Source organism: Variovorax sp. JS1663, assembly GCF_002157355.1.
GTDB lineage: Bacteria > Pseudomonadota > Gammaproteobacteria > Burkholderiales > Burkholderiaceae_C > Variovorax.
The window spans coordinates 1-17,095 of record NZ_LYMK01000056.1; the positions used below are offsets into that span (position 1 = coordinate 1).

General features: G+C 70.2%; 9 protein-coding genes. 6 read left to right on the forward strand and 3 right to left on the reverse strand.

What is annotated here, in order from left to right:
* Positions 1–126: 126 nt before the first annotated feature.
* Genes A8M77_RS30430 through A8M77_RS30445 form a run of 4 tightly spaced genes read left to right on the forward strand, consistent with a single transcriptional unit; the run spans position 127 to position 11,209 of the window.
* Positions 127–621: a serine kinase gene (locus tag A8M77_RS30430; RefSeq protein ID WP_086925208.1), complete on the forward strand. Its 495-nt coding sequence runs from the start codon at positions 127–129 to the stop codon at positions 619–621.
* A gap of 4 nt (positions 622–625) precedes the next feature.
* On the forward strand, positions 626–1,408 hold the full coding sequence (gene sctT / locus A8M77_RS30435) for a type III secretion system export apparatus subunit SctT (protein WP_086925209.1): 783 nt from the start codon (positions 626–628) through the stop codon (positions 1,406–1,408).
* A gap of 2 nt (positions 1,409–1,410) precedes the next feature.
* Positions 1,411–2,442, forward strand: coding sequence for an EscU/YscU/HrcU family type III secretion system export apparatus switch protein (locus A8M77_RS30440; RefSeq protein ID WP_086925210.1), 1,032 nt, complete (start codon positions 1,411–1,413; stop codon positions 2,440–2,442).
* 31 nt (positions 2,443–2,473) lie between these two features.
* The gene (locus A8M77_RS30445) at positions 2,474–11,209 is read left to right on the forward strand and encodes a DUF4781 domain-containing protein (protein WP_086925211.1); all 8,736 of its coding nucleotides are present in this window, start codon (positions 2,474–2,476) and stop codon (positions 11,207–11,209) included.
* 500 nt (positions 11,210–11,709) lie between these two features.
* Here A8M77_RS30445 and A8M77_RS30450 read toward each other — a convergent pair whose 3' ends face one another.
* A complete protein-coding gene (locus A8M77_RS30450; protein ID WP_086925212.1) occupies positions 11,710–12,939 on the reverse strand; it encodes an MFS transporter in 1,230 nt (409 codons plus the stop codon).
* Positions 12,940–13,037: 98 nt separating this feature from the next.
* On the opposite strand from A8M77_RS30450, the gene A8M77_RS30455 reads away from it, so the two are divergent.
* Both A8M77_RS30455 and A8M77_RS30460 read left to right on the forward strand, forming a co-directional pair.
* The gene (locus tag A8M77_RS30455; RefSeq protein WP_086925213.1) at positions 13,038–13,970 is read left to right on the forward strand and encodes a LysR family transcriptional regulator; all 933 of its coding nucleotides are present in this window, start codon (positions 13,038–13,040) and stop codon (positions 13,968–13,970) included.
* Between the two features lie 147 nt (positions 13,971–14,117).
* Complete coding sequence (locus A8M77_RS30460; protein WP_443273107.1) at positions 14,118–14,459, forward strand: Mpo1-like protein; 342 nt, start codon at positions 14,118–14,120, stop codon at positions 14,457–14,459.
* A 12-nt stretch (positions 14,460–14,471) separates the two neighbouring features.
* On the opposite strand, the gene A8M77_RS30465 is transcribed toward A8M77_RS30460, so the two are convergent.
* Positions 14,472–16,109, reverse strand: coding sequence for a Fic family protein (locus tag A8M77_RS30465; protein ID WP_238137029.1), 1,638 nt, complete (start codon positions 16,107–16,109; stop codon positions 14,472–14,474).
* A 107-nt stretch (positions 16,110–16,216) separates the two neighbouring features.
* Positions 16,217–17,050 (reverse strand): alpha/beta hydrolase, encoded by an 834-nt coding sequence (locus A8M77_RS30470; RefSeq protein WP_086925215.1) that lies wholly within the window; start codon positions 17,048–17,050, stop codon positions 16,217–16,219.
* Positions 17,051–17,095 lie beyond the last annotated feature (45 nt).

The window sequence follows — 17,095 nt, forward strand, 5'->3', positions numbered from 1 at the left end:
GCAGTGGGGTCGCCTTTCTTTGGTTACTTTCTTTGGCGAAGCAAAGAAAGTGACTCGCCCGCCGGGGCGAATTCCCGGCTCCTGCCTAGGAACAGGCGCAAAGACGAACTCGACCGAGGCCCCTACATGAGCAACAGCATCGACTGGAAGCTGCTGGTCGGCGTGCGCGAGCGCCAGAAGACGACCGCCATGGGCGTGGTCGCGCGCGACAGCGAGGCCGCCGCGCAGAGCCAAGCCCACTGGCAGCAGGCCGAGGCCCTGCACGCGCAGGAGATCCAGGGCAAGGCCGCGCACTGGCAGGCCACCGCGGGCGCGCTCGAAGGCGGTCGATGCAACGTCGCCCAACTTCGCCATGCGGGCGCCTGGAGCGCCGCACTCGATGCGCGCATCGTCGAGGCGCAGCAGCTTGCCGCGCAGGCCGGCGAGCAGCACGCGCAGCGCGAGCAGTCGCTGGCCCGCAGCCGCCAGGCCCTGCGCGAGGCCAGCGGCGAGTTGGAGAAGGCACAGCAGATGCAGGCCCGCACACGCGCCGAGCGTGCAGCGCTGCAGGAACAGCGCCAGGACGAGGCATCCGAAGAAGCAGCCTCGCAGCAATGGGCGGCCGCGCGCCGGGTGGTGTAGGGCCATGGACAGCAGCCTCGAGCTCGCCCACATCGAGAGCTTCTTCTCGTCGGTGGTGCTGACGCTGCCGCGCCTGTTCGCCATCTTCGCGGTCGTGCCCTTCCTCTCGGGCGGGATGATGACCGGCATCGTGCGCAACGGCCTGCTGCTGATGCTCGCGATCTTCATGTCCCCGGCCGCCGGCCCGGTGCCCGAGGCGGGCATCGGCACCTGGATCCTGATCGCCGGCAAAGAGGCGCTGATCGGGCTGCTGCTGGGCCTGGGCTTCGGCATCTTCATCTGGGCCATCCAGAGCGTGGGCGACCTGATCGACTTCCAGACCGGCTCGGCCAACGCGTCCTTCTTCGATCCGGTGGCCGGCCACGAGAACGGCCCCACCGGCGAGTTCCTCGGCTGGCTGGTCATCACGCTCTTCGTCGCGGGCGGCGGCCTGCTGGCGATGCTGGGCGTGATCGTCGATTCGTACCGGCTGTGGCCGGTGGGGTCCTTCTTCCCCAACGTCGGAGCGGTGCTCGAGCAGTTCGCCATCCGCCAGGGCGACACGCTGTTCCTGTGGATCGTCAAGCTGGCCTCGCCGGTCATCGTGGTGCTGTTGCTGGTGGAGCTGGGCATGGGCCTGATCAGCCGGGTCGCGCCGCAGCTCAACGTCTTCGTGTTCTCGCAGCCGCTCAAGAGCCTGCTGGCGCACCTGATGCTGCTGCTCTTCGTCTACCTCGTGTACGAGTCGCTGCAGGAGTTCCTGCGGCCGGAGAACGGGGTGCTCGATTTCCTGCGGGCGACGTTGTAGCGATGGCCGAGAAGGACCAGGACCCGACACCCAAGCGCCTGCGCGACGCGCGCAAGCGCGGCGAGGTGGTGTTCAGTTCGGACGTGGCCTCCACCACCGTGTTCGCGGTGGTGCTGGTCTCGCTCTGGCTGGGCGGGGAGCGCATCTTCAGCCTGCTGCGCGAGCTGTGGCTGCATGCGACCAGTGCCGCGCTGCTGACGAGGCCCGACGACCGCTTCGGCGAGCTGCTGCTGCACACCGGCGAGGCGCTTCTGTGGAGCACGCTGCCGCTGATGGGCATCGCCGCGGTGGCCGGCATCGTGGGCTCCTTCTTCCAGGTCGGCGGCGTGGCGGCCTGGGAGCGCCTCAAGCCCGACGCCAACCGCCTGAACCCGGCCGAAGGCCTGAAGCGCATCTTCTCCACGCGCAACCTCGTCAACCTGCTGAAGATGAGCGTGAAGACGCTGCTGCTCTCGGCCTTGATGTACGTGGTGCTCTACGGCTTCGTCGGCACGGCGCTGAAGCTGGGCTACGTGTACCCCGCCACCATCATGAGCGCTTCGGCCCACATGGTGCTGGTGGCCTTCGGCTGGGCCATGGTGATCTATGCGCTGATGGCGCTGGTCGACTACGCGCACGAGCACCACGAGTTCATGAAGCAGCAGCGCATGTCCATCGAGGAGATCCGCCAGGAATACAAGGAGATCGAGGGAGACCCGCTCAACCAGTCGCGGCGGCGCTCGGCCCATTTCGAGGCGGTGTATGCGAGCCTGGGCGATCGCGTGCGGATGGCCTCCGCCGTCATCCATTCGGCCCGCACCGCCGTGGCGCTGCAGTACCTCGGCGAGCACGACCTGCCGCGCGTCATCGCTCGCGGCGAGGGTGACATCGCGGCCCAGATCCGCCGCCATGCGGGGGAAGGCCTGGTGCCGATGGAGTTCGAGCCGCAGCTGGCCGAGCGCCTGTACGCCGAGGTGCCGGTTGACCAGCCCATCCCCCGGTCCCTGTTCGCGCCCGTGGCGAAGCTGCTGCGCTGGGCCCAGGGCATCGAGTAGTTCACCAACGATTTTCGACAAGGCAAGCACCATGGTTGCACCCGCCGGTTCCACCCAGCTCTCAGGCCAGGCCGCGATCGACAACGCGGCCGCCTTGCGTGCCGCCGAGGAAGCACGGCGACGCGCGGAAGAGGCCGCCCGCCGAGCGGCCGAGGAGGCCCGGCGCGCAGCCGAGGAGGCGCGCCGCATCGCCGAGGAAGCACGCAAGAAGGCCGACCAGGCCCGCAAGGACGCCGAGGCCGCCGAGGCCAAGGCCGCGCAGAGCAAGAACAAGACCGACCAGGCCGACGCCGAGAAGCTGCGCACCCAGGCGGACAAGGACGAGACCGACGCGCTGAAGAAGGAGGCCACCGCCAACCTGCGCGACAAGGAGAAGACGCTGGCCGACTCCAAGCTGGACGACGTGCGCCAGCGCCGCGCGGAGAACGATCCTTCGGAGGGCACGCGCGCCGCCCAGAGCGAGGTGGACGCCGCGAAGAAGACCGTGGCCCTGTACGACGCGCCGCCGAAGACGCCCGCTGCCGAGCGCCCCGCGAACCCGCAGACCCAGGCCCTGCTCGACAAGGCCGAGAAGGCCGCCAAGCCGGTGTTCGATGCGCAGGCGCGCGGGGAGGAGCCCAAGGCCGAGGACAAGGCCGCGATGAACCAGGCCGTGGACGAATGGCTGGCCGCCGCCCAGCACGACATGCGCGATGCCGCGGTGCAGGCACAGGCCCAGGGGCAGGACCCGGACAAGGCCGTCCAGGCCCAGGTCGACAAGCTCAACGCCGCGGTCGACAAGGGCCAGGTCTTCGACCCCGGGGACATGGCCAAGTACGTCGACCAGGCCAGCGGCGCCGTGAAGTCCGAGAGCCCCGCGATGCGCCAGCTGCGCAGCGAGCAGTACACCGTGCAGAAGGACGGCGAGAAGCAGGTGGCCGACGGCCGCCAGGCCGCCAGGGAGGCCGATGCCGCCGCCGACAAGGCCGAGGCCTATGCGAAGAGCTTCGGCGACGGCCCCGGCGGCAACGACACCATCATCACCGCCAGGCAGAACGCCAAGGACGAGGCCGCGCGCCTGCGCGGCCTATCCAACGAGGCCAACGACCGGCTGGACGGCCTGATCCGCACCTACGGCGGCAGCGCCCCCGACCCCAAGGACCCGAACAAGACGCAGCACTTCATCGGCGTGGCGAATGCCGACTACAACGTGCGCGTGGCCGACCTCGAGGTCAGCGAGGCCTCCAAGGCCTACCAGGCAGCCCAGGCCGGCGGCGACCCGAAGAAGATCGCCGCGGCCCAGGACGCGCTGGACCTGGCCATCGACGCCCGCGACATCGTGCACGCGGTGCAGGGCGATGCGGCCGCGGAGCTGGAGCGCAGCGACAGCGCGGCCGAGCTGCGCGACGCCAAGGCCGCCTACGACGCCGAGAAGGCCAAGCAGCCGCAGCCCTACAAGGTCAAGCACCACGGCGGCTTCCTGCAGAGCGACTACGAGACCACCGAGCTGCCCGAGGGCTACGACTGGACCTTCGAGGTCACCCCCGGCAGCGAGATGGCCAAGCAGGTCAAGGAAATCGACGGCAAGTGGTACTACGTCATCGACCTGAGCAACGGCGAGCAGAGCAAGACCGAGATGAACCCGGTCACGGCGCGCCTCTGGGCCGCGCAGAAGAAGGCCGATGCAGCCAACGCGAATGCCGACGGCGCCGCACGCAAGCTGGAGGAGGTACAGAACGACCTGATCGGCAGCGGCGGGCAAGGCCCGAAGATCGATCCGGCGCGCTTCACCGGCGACACGGACAAGATCAACAAGGCCTTGACCGATGCCAACAACACGGTGGCAACGACCCGCGCCAACCTGGCCAACCCCAAGCCGCCGCCCGGCGTGCAGGGCGTGGGGGCGCCTTCGGCCACGGCCGAGCAGATGGGCGTGGCCCTGCAGAACCAGACCGATGCGCAGAGGAACGCCGACGCGCTCAAGGCCATGCAGGACCTGCGCCAGGCGCAGCGCGACCAGGCTGCCGGCAAGGACGTGGACCCGAAGCACCTGCAGGACCTGAAGACCAAGGCCCGCGATGCACAGCGCGAGGCCGACCAGGCCCGCCCCGCCATGACGGCCGAGGATGAGGCGGACATCACCAACAACAAGCTGCCCGCTGCGCGCAAGGCACTGAAGGACCAGGAGGCCGAGGTCACGCGCCTGACCGCGCCCGACAGCAAGGCCACCCAGGCCGAGCGCGACGCGGCGCAGAACAAGTACGACCAGCTCGACCTGGACGTGCGCGACTACGCGACCCGGCTCGAGCTCGAGCACGCGCAGCAGGCCCGCCTGGGCGCGCCCTACGCGTACGCGGCGGCGACCTTCGTGAAGCCGCAGCTCACCATGTTCTCGGAGAAGCGCAACAACGGGAACCACGGCGACACCGTCACCACCGACATCTACCCCGCCAACTACGACCCGACCTGGAACATCGTGCCCGGCAAGGACGGCCAGGTGAAGGCCGAGGGCCTGCCCCGGGGCCTGAAGCCGGAGGATGTGGAGGTCCGCTACAACCCTTGCGGCGGCGGCTACACCGTCACCTTCAAGAAGAACTCGGACGTGATGGGCCGCCAGAGCGACCTGTTCACCAACTACGTGGTGCAGAAGGGCACGTACAAGATGAACCCGGCCACCGCCGAGCTGTGGAACGCCACCAACACCGACCCGAAGGTCGGCGGCGGCCGGCTGATCACGGCGCAGGCGGCGCGCGACAAGGTGCTCGACGAGCGCAAGCAGATGGCCGGCGACGCGCCGCCGCCCGCGGATGCGCCGCCCATCGTCGGGCCGGACGGCAAGCCGGTACCGACACTCAATTTCAGCGATGACCTGGGCGCGCGCAAGAAGGCGGTCGACCAGAAGGTGATCGATGCCAACGGCAAGCTGGACGATGCCCAGCGTGCGCTCGATGCCGGCCGGGGCGACAAGACCCAGCTCACGCAGGCGCGCGACGACGCGAAGGCCGAGCGCGACATCGCGCTGGCCGAGCAGAAGGCGGTCGATGCGGTGCTGCTGTGGCAGGAGGCCAACCGCAACCGCCAGCTCTTCGAGGCCAACGAGCGTGCCGGCCGGCCCAACGCGAGCTACGCCAAGCCGCCGCGCGAGCATGCCGACGAGATGCATGCGAAGGCCGAGACCGCGCGCAACGACTGGTACACGGCTCGGAACCAGCACTACAAGCAGGTGGCCACGCGCGAGCTGGACGCGGCGCAGAAGGCGCACGACGACTGGAAGAAGGCCCATCCGGGCCAGTCGGACAGCGGCAGCGACACCTGGAAGGCGCTGCAGGCGGCCCAGGTCAAGAACGGCTTCGCCGACCGTGTGCTCGCCGCCGGCGCCAACGAGGAGGCTGCGGCGCGCGAGTACCAGTACATCGCCGAAAACCTCAGCCCCGAGCAGCACGGCGACCCGCGCGCGCTCTACAAGCTGTTCGACAAGGACCCGGCGCGCATGGCGCAGTCCATCATCAACAGCCACTTCGTGCAGTACGGCGGCGATGCCACCGAGATGGAGAACCGCACCCATCTCGCCAACGTGGTGGCCCATGCGCTGGGCTGGCAGCCGACCACCGAGCTGGACCCCGACGCGCCCGCCACCAACGAGCGCCTGCGCCGCACCCAGGACCTCTACGGGGGCCTGGGCAAGGAACAGAAGGAAATGCGCGACAAGATCGTCGACCAGATCGTCAAGGACGGCGGCGAGCATGCCAAGGTGACGGTGCTGCCGGTGGTCTACGCGCTCGACGACGACAAGGGCGGCATCGTCAAGACCGCCGTCTTCAAGGTCGAGAACAAGAACGACCCGAAGGGCAAGGAGGTGGAGTTCGTCGACGAGCAGGCCTGGACCTACGACAGCCTCGACGACTACCGCGCCAACAACAGCCTGCCGGTGGAAGGCGTGAAGCTGGCGATGCCCAGCGACGGCAACTTCACGCTGGACGACCGGGGCAACGTGAAGCTCTTCACCGGCGATGCCCGCACCGAGACCGGCTGGGAGACCTTCCGGCGCAAGTCGCACATCGACTGGGTGGTGGGCGGCGTGGGCCTGGTCGCGGGCGTGGTGCTGACGGTCGGGTCGTTCGGCACGCTGTCGGCGCCGGGCGTGATGCTGGCCGCGGGCTCGCTGACGCTGCTGGCCGCCGGCTATGGCGCCGTGACCTCGGCCCAGAGCCTGTACAAGCAGGGCAGCCATGGCCAGGACACCAATCCCTTCACCAGCACCCAGGCGCGGCTGGACTGGCTGAACCTGGGCCTCTCGGTCGCGGCCGTGCCGGTGGTGGGTGCCTCGACCCGCGCCACCGTGCAGGCCATGCGGGCGCGCAACGCGCTGCAGGCCGCGCTCAAGGAGGCCGGGAAGGAGGGCGGCAACGCGGCGCTGGCCGGCAGGCACTTCGCCGACTTCCAGCGCTATTCGCAGAGCGCGCAGAACTGGGGCCAGCCGGCCTCGGCCATGGCGCGGCCCTTCGCCAAGCTGCCGGTGGGCGTGCTGAAGAAGGTCGGCCCGCTGGACTTGGGCAGCGCGTATGCCTTCGAGGAGGGCGCGCGCTACCTGCACGACAACTGGAACCAGCTCGCGCCCGGCGAGCGCAGCAGCCAGTTCGCGATGCTGGCCATGAACGCGAGCGGCTTCGCCTCGCCGGTGTTCGCCAAGGGCTACCTGCGGGTGCACAACGCGATGAAGCCGCAGGTGCACGAGGCCACGCAGGCCGGGTTCACGCAACCCGGCCGCACGACGGCGGATGCGGCGGAGCCGGATGCCTCCAACGTGATCGCGCTGGACAGCCGGCGCGGCAGTGGCGTGAACGCATTCGACGAGGGACAGCCCGACGCCGGCCCCGATGCGGCGCTGCTGCCGTTCCGTGAAGCACCGGCAACGCCGCCGCGCGCCGCGGAGCCGGTACCCGACAACGTCACCCCGCTGCACCCGGACGGGCCACCGCGCGTGGCCGCGGAAGCGCCGGCCGATGCGGACCTGGCACCGGTGATCCCGCTGGTGCTGCGGCGTCCTTCCGGCGACGGACCGGAGCCGGGCGCGCCGGGTTCCGCGGGCTCGGCGCGCGGCACCGCGCGTGAGCCGCAACAGCAGCAGTTGGCCCTGGCCGCGGGCGGCGAGGACCAGGTCGCGAATGCGCCCTTCACGCGCTCGCCGCACCGGATCGCCGCGGTGCGCCAGCTCAACGCGCAGGCCTCGGCGCAGAACCCGGGCGGCGGCGGCAGCCACGGCCAGGGCCAGCCGCCGGTGGCGCCCGCCAAGGCGACGCCCACGACGCCGGGCCATGCCGCCGCGGCAGGATCGGGCCACCCGCCCGTGACGCCCGCGGCACCGGCCGCGCGGCCGCCGGCTTTCACTGCCGCGCCCGGCGCACCGGCCTCGGTGCCCGAGGCGCTGGCACGCCTCACGCAAGAGCCGGGCGCCGGCTCGTCCGTGCGCTTCGCCGTGTCGAAGCTGAGCCCGGACGACACGGTCGCGAACGGCGCCGGCGTGAAGACCAAGCGCAACAACAGCTACGCCACCTTCGCGGAAGCCAGCGCCGCGGCGGCCGCGATGGGCGGCGCCTGGGTGCACCGTGTCGCGCCGCACGACAGCGCTGGCGCCCTGTTCAAGCGCGGCCGGGCCACGCCCGACGAAATCATGGGGGCGGTGGAGGTCAACGCCGCCGGCGATCTGCAGCCGAACGCGGTGGCCAATCCGCGCGCGGCCGCGTGGCAGCCCGCTGCGCCGGCACCGGTTTCCACGCCTGCGGCCGCCGCGGTCAGGCCGACGGCGCCGACGGCAACAGCACCGGCAGCGACGACTCCCGTGGCTGCCAAGCCGCAGGCAACACCCGCGGCGAAACCGGCCACTCACGCCACACCGCAGCATCAGAGCGGCCAGTCCACCAGCGTCGCCTACAACGGCCCCAACATCGACAAGCTGCTCGAAGGCACTCCGACTTTCACCGACAAGCGGCCCGACTTCGCGGGCCCCGCCACGATGGCCGATCTGGACGCGAGCACCGCCTTGCCGACCCAGGCCGACATCGACCAGACCCAGTACCTCGCCTCGGCCGGTTCGCCCGACGGCCACGCGGCGCGCGACGTGCCGCTGCGCCGCCGCTTCGTGCAGTGGGCCCGCGGCCAGGCGCCCAGCTTCATCGGCGCACCGGACTACGTCGGCGGCCGCTACGTGCTCGCGCGGGATGCCAACGCGCTCAACCAGGGCGCGCCCGATGCGCGCTTCCCGCTGCTCGACCGCCAGCACGTCTACTCCAGCTTCGAGGCCGCGCGCGCGGCCGCCGCGGCCCATGCGCGCGACACCGGCAGCACGCAGGCCGGCGTCGTGCGCCTGATCGGGCCGAAGACCGAGATGGCCGAGGTCGCGGCCAGCGGAAGCTTCCGCAACGACCAGGTGGACGGCATCGTCGCCGTGCAGCAAGACGGCTCGGTCAATCCCATCAGCATCGCCAACCGCAACGCGGCGCACGCCCCGAAGCCCGGCGAGCAGTTCGTAGACCCGAACACGGTGAAGGAGGCCAACGACAAGGTCTACACCACGCGCGACAAGGCCAAGCTCTTTGCCAAGTCGACGGCCTACATCGTGGGCACCGGCGCCGCCTTCTACGCGGTGGTGCGCTGGGGCGGCGGCGCGATGGGCTGGAGCATGGCCGGCGCCGGCCTGGGCACCTACATCGGCGCGCGCAACGTGTTCCTGCGCACGGCCTTCGATGCCTTCCTCTACCGCGGCGGCGTCGCCGGCGCGCGGCAGACCGCCAAGATCCGCCTGCAGAAGCACCTGAACCCGAAGGACGACAACAGCTTCGCGCAGATCGAGAACATCGCCGACCCGGAGAAGCGGCAGGCCGCGCTGTTCCAGCTCAAGAGCCAGCTGGTGAGCTGGCATGCGGCGCGCCGCGGCATCGAGGGCCGCGCCGACTACCGCCAGGCACTGGAGACCCTGGCCACCGACCCAGGCAACGCCGCCGCGCTGGCCACGCTGGAACGGGGCGCGGCCGAGCGCGCCGTGCGGCCGCTGATCGGCAAGCGCGGCTGGGCCAACCGCGTGCCGCCCGCGCTGCGGCAGCAGTACACGGCAGCGCTGGAGAAGCTCCAGACCGGCAAGGCCGATCCCGCCGACATGGCGCTGCTGATGACCGCGCCCGAGGTGGGCCGCGGCACCCAGTACGCCGGCGCCTGGCGCGGCCGCGTGCTGCGCAACGTGCCGGGTGCCGATCGCGCGCGCTACCGCGAGGCCGTGCAGACGATGAGCACGCAGGCCGGCAACGTCAACGCCGCGCTGAAGACGCTGGAAGGCATACCGCTCGACACCGTGCAGCGCCACACCACCGGGGCGCGTGGCGCGCTGCGCGGCATCCCGAAGGCGGACCGGCAAGGCATCGAGATGGCGGCGGAGACCCTGCGCGCCAATCCCGCGGACCAGCGCTCGCAGGACGTGCTCGACGGCAGCCCGGGTGCGCTGACCTCGTTCAACTCGCCCCTGGGCAAGGCGCTGTTCGGCGCCCGGGTGCTGAGCTTCGGCCTGAGCCACTCGGCGGGCACGCGCCTGTACCTCAACCCGATCTTCGACGGCACCGCGCAGCAGTGGACCTGGAACATCACCACGCTCGACGGCACGCGCCAGTGGATCAGCAACGAGGGCAGCCTGCACTACGCCATCGGCAACGCCACCGGCCTGGGCGCCACCGTGGCCGGCCGCTACGCCAACATCCAGAAGGCGAAGCGCGGGCTGGACATCACCGAGCGCGGCGAGACCCCGCCGCCGGCGGGCAGCACGCCCGACCCGACCGCCGTCCCGCTGGGCAAGAACGGCAAGCCGGTGCCGGTGTACAAGGCGACCGACAAGAACGCGTGGTTCGTGCGCGTCCTCAAGGGCCTGGGCAACCCGGACGCGGTCAGGCACGCGGGCGTGGATGCGGACGGCAAGCCGATGGTGAAGCCTTCCTTCGTGCAGCGGCTGCCGCAGTATTCGTCATGGGGCGATTCGAGCGGCACCATCGGCATGACCATCGCCGATGCGCTGCAGGGCGTGATCTACCTCAAGGCCGGGCAGCCCGACCTGGCCGTGCCGCAACTGCTGAAGGTGCTGACCGACGTGGGGATCTTCCGCGGCACGCAGAAGGACTACCTCGACGAGTACGCCTCCAACCGCAAGATGGGCCCGCGGGTCTACCACTCGCGCGTGACCAACTACGTCAACGCACCGCTGGGCGATGCCAAGGTGACGCCCACCAAGGTGTCCGACGGCTGGATCCGCCGCGGCTGGCCGCCGCTGGTGCTGCTGGGCGTGGCGGTGGGTGGCCGCGTGCTGGCGGAAGAGTGGTCGATGCACGAGAAGAACAAGGCGCAGGCCGCGGGCATCACGCCGGGCGTTCGGACGCCGAGCGCACCGGCGCCGAGCCCGACGCCTGCACCGGGTGCAACGCCCACGCCCACGCCGACGGCCTCGACGCCCACACCTGCACCCACGCCGTCGCCGCCATCGAACCCGCCGCAGCAGCAGCCCGATCCGCAACCGCGGCCCGAGTACTGGATCGTCGACGGCCAGGTGCGCGAGCGCTCCAGCTTCAGCCGCATGGCGGAGGCCAAGGGCGAGCGCGACGGCATGGGCTACGACGAGGCGCTGGCGCAGCTGTTCAACCTCAATCCGCAGTACCGGCGCTCGCTGATGGATGGCTACGTGGACCCGGTGCGGCTGGACGATCCGGACACGCTCAACAACGGGACGCGGATCCGGGTGGGCAGCCTGCCGTGACGCCTGGCGGCTCGTAGGCGCGAATCGGCGGCAGCGTGCCGTCGTAGCGCTCGCGTACCACGCGCCGGTGGGCAACTGCACCACGTCCTCGCGCATCCCGGCGCACAGGTGGGCGCTGGCCAGGCAGGCGCCGATCTCGTTGAACAGCCGGACGCGACTTCGGCGCGCACAGCCAGGCCGCCAAGCGCCGCGGCCGCGAGGTCTGCACCCTGCATCCGTCGGCCGCCGCCGCGCGCGGCATCCGGGAGGGCGACATCGAATCGGGTCGGGGCCCGGTCCGCGCGCCAGCCAGCCCCTGCGCACCATTGGCGTGGTGACGCGCACCCGGTGGCGCAGGGCGTCGGGGAAGTTGTCGATCAGCGGATTCGGATCCGGGTCGTGCGGGTCCGCCTTCACCGACAGTGCGTGCCCGTCCCAGGCACGCCACCGGCCATGGTCTCGAAAGAGGCGCTCACACGCTGGAACGGTCCGGTTGCCGGCGGCTGATGGATGCAAGCTCATCAGGAGCGTCGCACCAGCCGCACCACCAGCCCAGCCGCCGCCGATCCTGCCGCGAGCAGGACGACCCCCATCCATCCCCATTGCGCGAACAGCAACGCGCCGAGTGCGGAGCCGGTGGCCATGCCGATGAACATGCCGGTGAAGAGCACCGCGTTGAGGCGGCTGCGCGCGCCGGGCTCGATGCCGTACACGAGGGTCTGGTGCGCGATCAGCGTGCCCTGGAAGCCAAGATCGAAGCCGATCGCGCCGACCACCAGCAGGCCCAGTTGCGCCTGCGTGTCCAGCAGCGGGGCCAGCGCCATTGCGGAGAAGGAGACGAGCACGACGGCCGCGCCGAGGCGCGTGACCAGCTTCGGGCCATGGCGGTCAGCCAGGCGGCCGGCCAGAGGCGCCGCGAGCGCACCGGCCGCACCTGCGAGGCCGAAGGCACCGGCCGCACCGCTGCCCAGGTGGAAGGGCGCGCCATGCAGCAGCACCGCGAGCGTGGACCAGAAGGCGCTGAAGCCGATCGACAGCAGCCCCTGCGAGAGCGTGGCTCGGCGCAGCGCTCCGTGCCGGAGCCAGAGCGTCGCGAGCGACGCGAGCAGCGCGACGTAGCGCAGGTGCGTGGTCGGCCGAAAGCGCGGCAGCCCGCGCCATGCAACGGCGCCGATCAGCGCGATGCCTGCGGCGGCGAGCACGAACATCGCGCGCCAGCCGAACTGCTCGGCGACGAATCCGCTCAGCACGCGTGACAGAAGGATGCCGAGCAGCAGGCCGGTCATGACCGTGCCGACCACCTTGCCGCGATGGGCTTCGGGTGCGAGCGTGGCCGCGGCCGGCACGACGTCCTGTGCCATCGTCGCGGCCAGGCCGATCGCCAGGCTGGCCGCGAGCAGGAGGCCGATGCCGGGCGCCGCGCCGGCCACCAGCAGCGCCGCGCAGAGCACGGCCGCCTTGATCAGGATGATCCGGCGCCGGTCGAAGCGGTCGCCCAGCGGTGCCAGCAGCAGGATGCCGAGCGCGTAGCCCAGTTGCGTGAGCGTGGGCACGAGGCCGACCGCCGCCGGCGAGGCGCCGATGTCGCCGGCCAGCACCCCCAGCATCGGCTGGCTGTAGTAGAGCGATGCGACGCCGAGTCCGGCGCTCGCGGCGAGCAGCAGCACCAGCGAGCCAGGCAGGCGCTCTCGGACTGCCGAGGGCGCCACGGACGAGGCGCATCCAGCATGCGCTGATTGAATGGACGACATAGTATTTACCCTGAGTTCTAACAAGAGGGCGCCAGTGTGCTCTCGGGGAGAGCTCAGTGGTAGTGGCGAGGTGCGCACTACGGCTATACGATCAGCGTATGAAAGAGTCCTCGACCTCGTCGCCCCCGCCATCCGACCGGATCGAGCTGATGAACACCTTCGTCCAGATCGTCGAGGCCGGCAGCCTGTCGGCCGCGGCGACGCAGATGCGCACCACGCAGCCCACGGTCAGCCGCCGGCTGCAGGCGCTCGAGAAGCAGCTCGGCGTGCGGCTGCTGCGGCGCTCCACGCACGCGCTGAAGCTCACCGAGGACGGCGAGCGCTGCTTCTCGCGCGCCAAGGACCTGCTCGCGGACTGGCAGGCCTTCGAGGCCGAGCTGCGCGGCGACGGCGAGCCCGAGGGCACGCTGCGGGTCATGGTGCCGCACGCCTTCGGCCAGGAACTGCTGGTGAAGCCGCTGGCCGACTACGTGCGCCGCTACCCGCGCGTGAGCGTCGACTGGCTACTGAACGACCGGCAGCCCGACTTCATCGGCGATGGCGTGGACTGCGCGATCCACGTGGGGGAGGTCAGCGACCCCGGCGTGGTCGCGATCAAGCTTGCCGAGGTGCCGCGCATCGTGGTGGCCGCGCCGTCGGTGCTGCCCGCAGGCAAGCCGCGGCCGCGCCATGCCTCCGAGCTCGGGAGCCTGCCGTGGCTCGCGCTGCGCACCTACTACCGCACCGAGCTGACGCTGACGCGTACCCGCGACGGCGAGCAGTGCCGCATCCCCATGCGGCCGCGCGTCAGCACCGACAGCCTGTATGCACTCAAGAGCGCGGCCGTCATGGGCCTGGGCGCCTGCGTGGGCTCGACCTGGCTGCTCGGCGAAGAGATCGCCGCGGGCCGGCTCGTCCAGCTCACGTCCGACTGGCAGGCGGCGCCGCTGCCCTGCTACCTGATCTATCCCTACGCGCGCCTGCATCCGCCGAAGCTGCGGCGCTTCGTCGAGACGGTGCGCGGCGGCTGGGGCGACGGCGCGACGGCCTGAAAGCGATCCCTGCGCGAGCTGCCGGCGGACAAGGGATCGGCACGATACCCACGGGCCGCATCCTGGTGCAGACTGCATTTTTGTGAGTCGGACCCAAGAGGATCTTGGGGCCCAGGACGCCAGGTGCATGGCGCAAAGGAGCGAGACATGACGATGACCACCACCACCCCTGCCGCGGCCACCGACCCGAAGTCGTTCAGGAGCTTCGCCGAGTTCTACCCGTACTACCTCGGCGAGCACAGCAACCCGACCTGCCGCCGCCTGCACTTCGTCGGCTCGACGCTTGCCCTGGTCTGCCTGGCGATGCTGGTGGCGACCGGGCGGCCGCAGTACCTGCTGTACGGGCTGCTGTGCGGCTACGGCTTCGCCTGGGTCGGCCACTTCGCGTTCGAGAAGAACCGGCCGGCCAGCTTCAAGCGGCCGCTGTACAGCTTCATGGGCGACTGGGCGATGTACCGCGACATCTGGACCCGGCGCATTCCTTGGTGAACATGGCGCCGGTCACCCGATCGGCGGGCGCGAAGGCGGATCATCCGCTGCTTCATCAGGCTGAGGCTTTTCAGCAGTGAACGCGTCCGAGACCGCCGACGCAACCTTTGCCCAGAGGGCGTCATTCTGCAAAGCGGGGAAGCGCTTCGCCAATTTGCCGGAGCGCACGCCGTCATTCTCGCGGGCCGATCGGACGATCGCGTCGATGTCCGCATCCGGCCCTTCGATCAGCTCCTTCACTGCCGAGCGTGCCTGATCGATGCTGCGGAAGACGAATGCCTGGGCATGCATCTCCTGCTGGATGGTGCGCTGAAGCAGGCCGGCGGTGTATTCGACCTGGCTTGTCAGATCCGGGAACCGCCAGGCTGGCCGGGCATCGGCGTATGCGTCGAACTGAAAGTTCGACAGGACGCCGTCGGGTTGCTCCTGCGGTTCCCTTGTGAACCTGTACCGGTCGGCATATCTGTCCATGAGGGGGCGCGAGAAGGCCTCGAGCGCTGCGTCGTAGCGCGCGCGCTCCACCGAATGTTCGGTGATCAGGGCCGAGATCGGAATGATGAAGGGCGCGTGGATCGCCCCGTCCCGGCGCAAGACGTCGTTGACCAGGAACCGGTGCACACGGCCATTGCCATCGGCCAGCGGATGGATGAAGACGAACCCGAACGAGGCGACCGCTGCGCGCGCGGTCGGCGACGCGCCCGTTGTTCGCTCGATGAAGGTCTTCAGGCCCTCCAGCATGGGCGCCACGTCGGGCCAGTCGGGGGCGACGTAGTGAACGACGTTCTCGAAGTGAACCGCTTGTCCCACGAAGACAGGGGAGCGCCGAAGGCCGAACGAGGCGAGGGTGGTCACGTCGCCCAGGATGTCTTTTTGCAGCGTGGCCAAGGCGTCGGGCGTGAGCGGTGCATCGCCGGCGCCGGTCCTCGTTTCCATCACGGCGGCGAATCGCTGGACGCGCGTCACCTGGTCTTGCTCTCCTTCGATCTGGAAGCTCGAGCGACTCTCCCGAAGGGTCATCCACACGGCGCTTCGTCGAAGGACCTCCGCGCCGAATTCGGCCTCTTCCCGGCCCAGCGCGCCGGCGAGATCGAACTGCAGGGCCTCGCGGACCGCAGGTCCAAGGCGCACGGTGGGGCAGAAGTCCTTCGTTCCCGGCATGTTGTCCCGGACACGCCAGCGACTCACCGTGACGCTGGAGGTCGCGACGAGCTGGTCTTCAGGATGCAGCGCCTCGACGTAGTTCCCCCTGGCCACGCCGTTCTCGATCGGCACCTCGCGTCCAGTGAGCCATTCGTAAAAGAAACCTGCGCGCCGGGCGTATTGGCCTGTCGGCTCCGCGCGCAACCAGTCAGCGAGCTGCTGCGCGTCTATCCGCTCGAAGAGGCGGGCCAGGAGCTCGAGATGCGCCCCCTCGTGCTTGAGCATGAAGGTCAGGTGCGCCTGCAGGGTGGCCGCGGGCCGCATGTGCTCCTGGTGCACCTCGCGCCGGTACGCCGGATGGAGTACGGTCTGTCTGCGCGGGCCTATTTCGCTGCGGACAAAGAGCGGCTGGACCAGCGCCAGGCCGAACGCACGCACCAGCCAGGCGCCGCCGATGGGGTCCATCCCCTCGGCGCGGGCGGTTTGAGGTCCCGAAACTTTCGCTTCCATGCGCCATGCTAGCCATAAAAAGGGTTAGCAGTGCATAAAAACAATTTTTCCGGGCAAGGATTGCATAAAAACCGTTTGGGACACCGTCGTGCCCACGGGCGATGCACTCAGGCCGCCTTCGGCTCCGGCAGCACCGACGTGAGCGCGAAGTCGACGAGGCGCAGCCAGGTCTCCTCGAGGCCCATGATGTTGTGATGGTCCGAGCCGCCGATGGTCTGCACGCTGACCGGCGTGGGCCATGCATCGATCAGCTTGTGCGAGCGCTCGTGCGGGACCACGTCGTCGCGCTCCGCCAGCAGCACCTGCGTCTTCGCCGCGACTTCCTTGCAGTGCGACAGCGAATCGAAGCGGTGCCGCAGCAGCAGCGACAGCGGCACGAGCGGGAAGCGCCGCTTCGCCACCTCGAGCAGCGAGTCGTAGGGCGTGATCAGCTGCAGGCTCGCGAACTCCTGCCGCGCCACGAGCTGGATGGCCACGCCCGTGCCCAGGCTGCGGCCGACCACGTGCAGACGCGCGTGCGGAAACGCGTGGCGCAGATGACGGGTGAGCTGGCCCGCGTCCTGCACCGAGGCGAGCTCGGAAGGGTGTCCCTCCGAGTCGGCCACGCCGCGGTAGTTGATCGCGGCGAAGCCGAAGCCCTCCGGCAGCCAGTGCAGCGCCTGCGCGGTCGCGCGCACATCTTCGCCGCGGCCGGCGAAGTAGATGAACAGGTCCTGCAGCGCCTCCTCGCCATGCGGGTGGTAGACGTAGCCGCGGACCATGCCGCCCGGCACGGTGTGCGAATAGGTGGAGAAGTCCTCGGACAGGTGGACGACGGGCAGTCTGCCGGCCTTGAACAGGATGTGCCCCTGGCGCGTCGCGAGAAGGGCCCAGTAGGCGGCGATGCTTCCGATGGCGGCGGCCGACGCCGAGAGTGCAATGCGGGAGGCTCTGGATGGCAAGAGGTGTGCTCCGAATCAGGCTGTGTAGTGTCGCAGTTTCGCGCC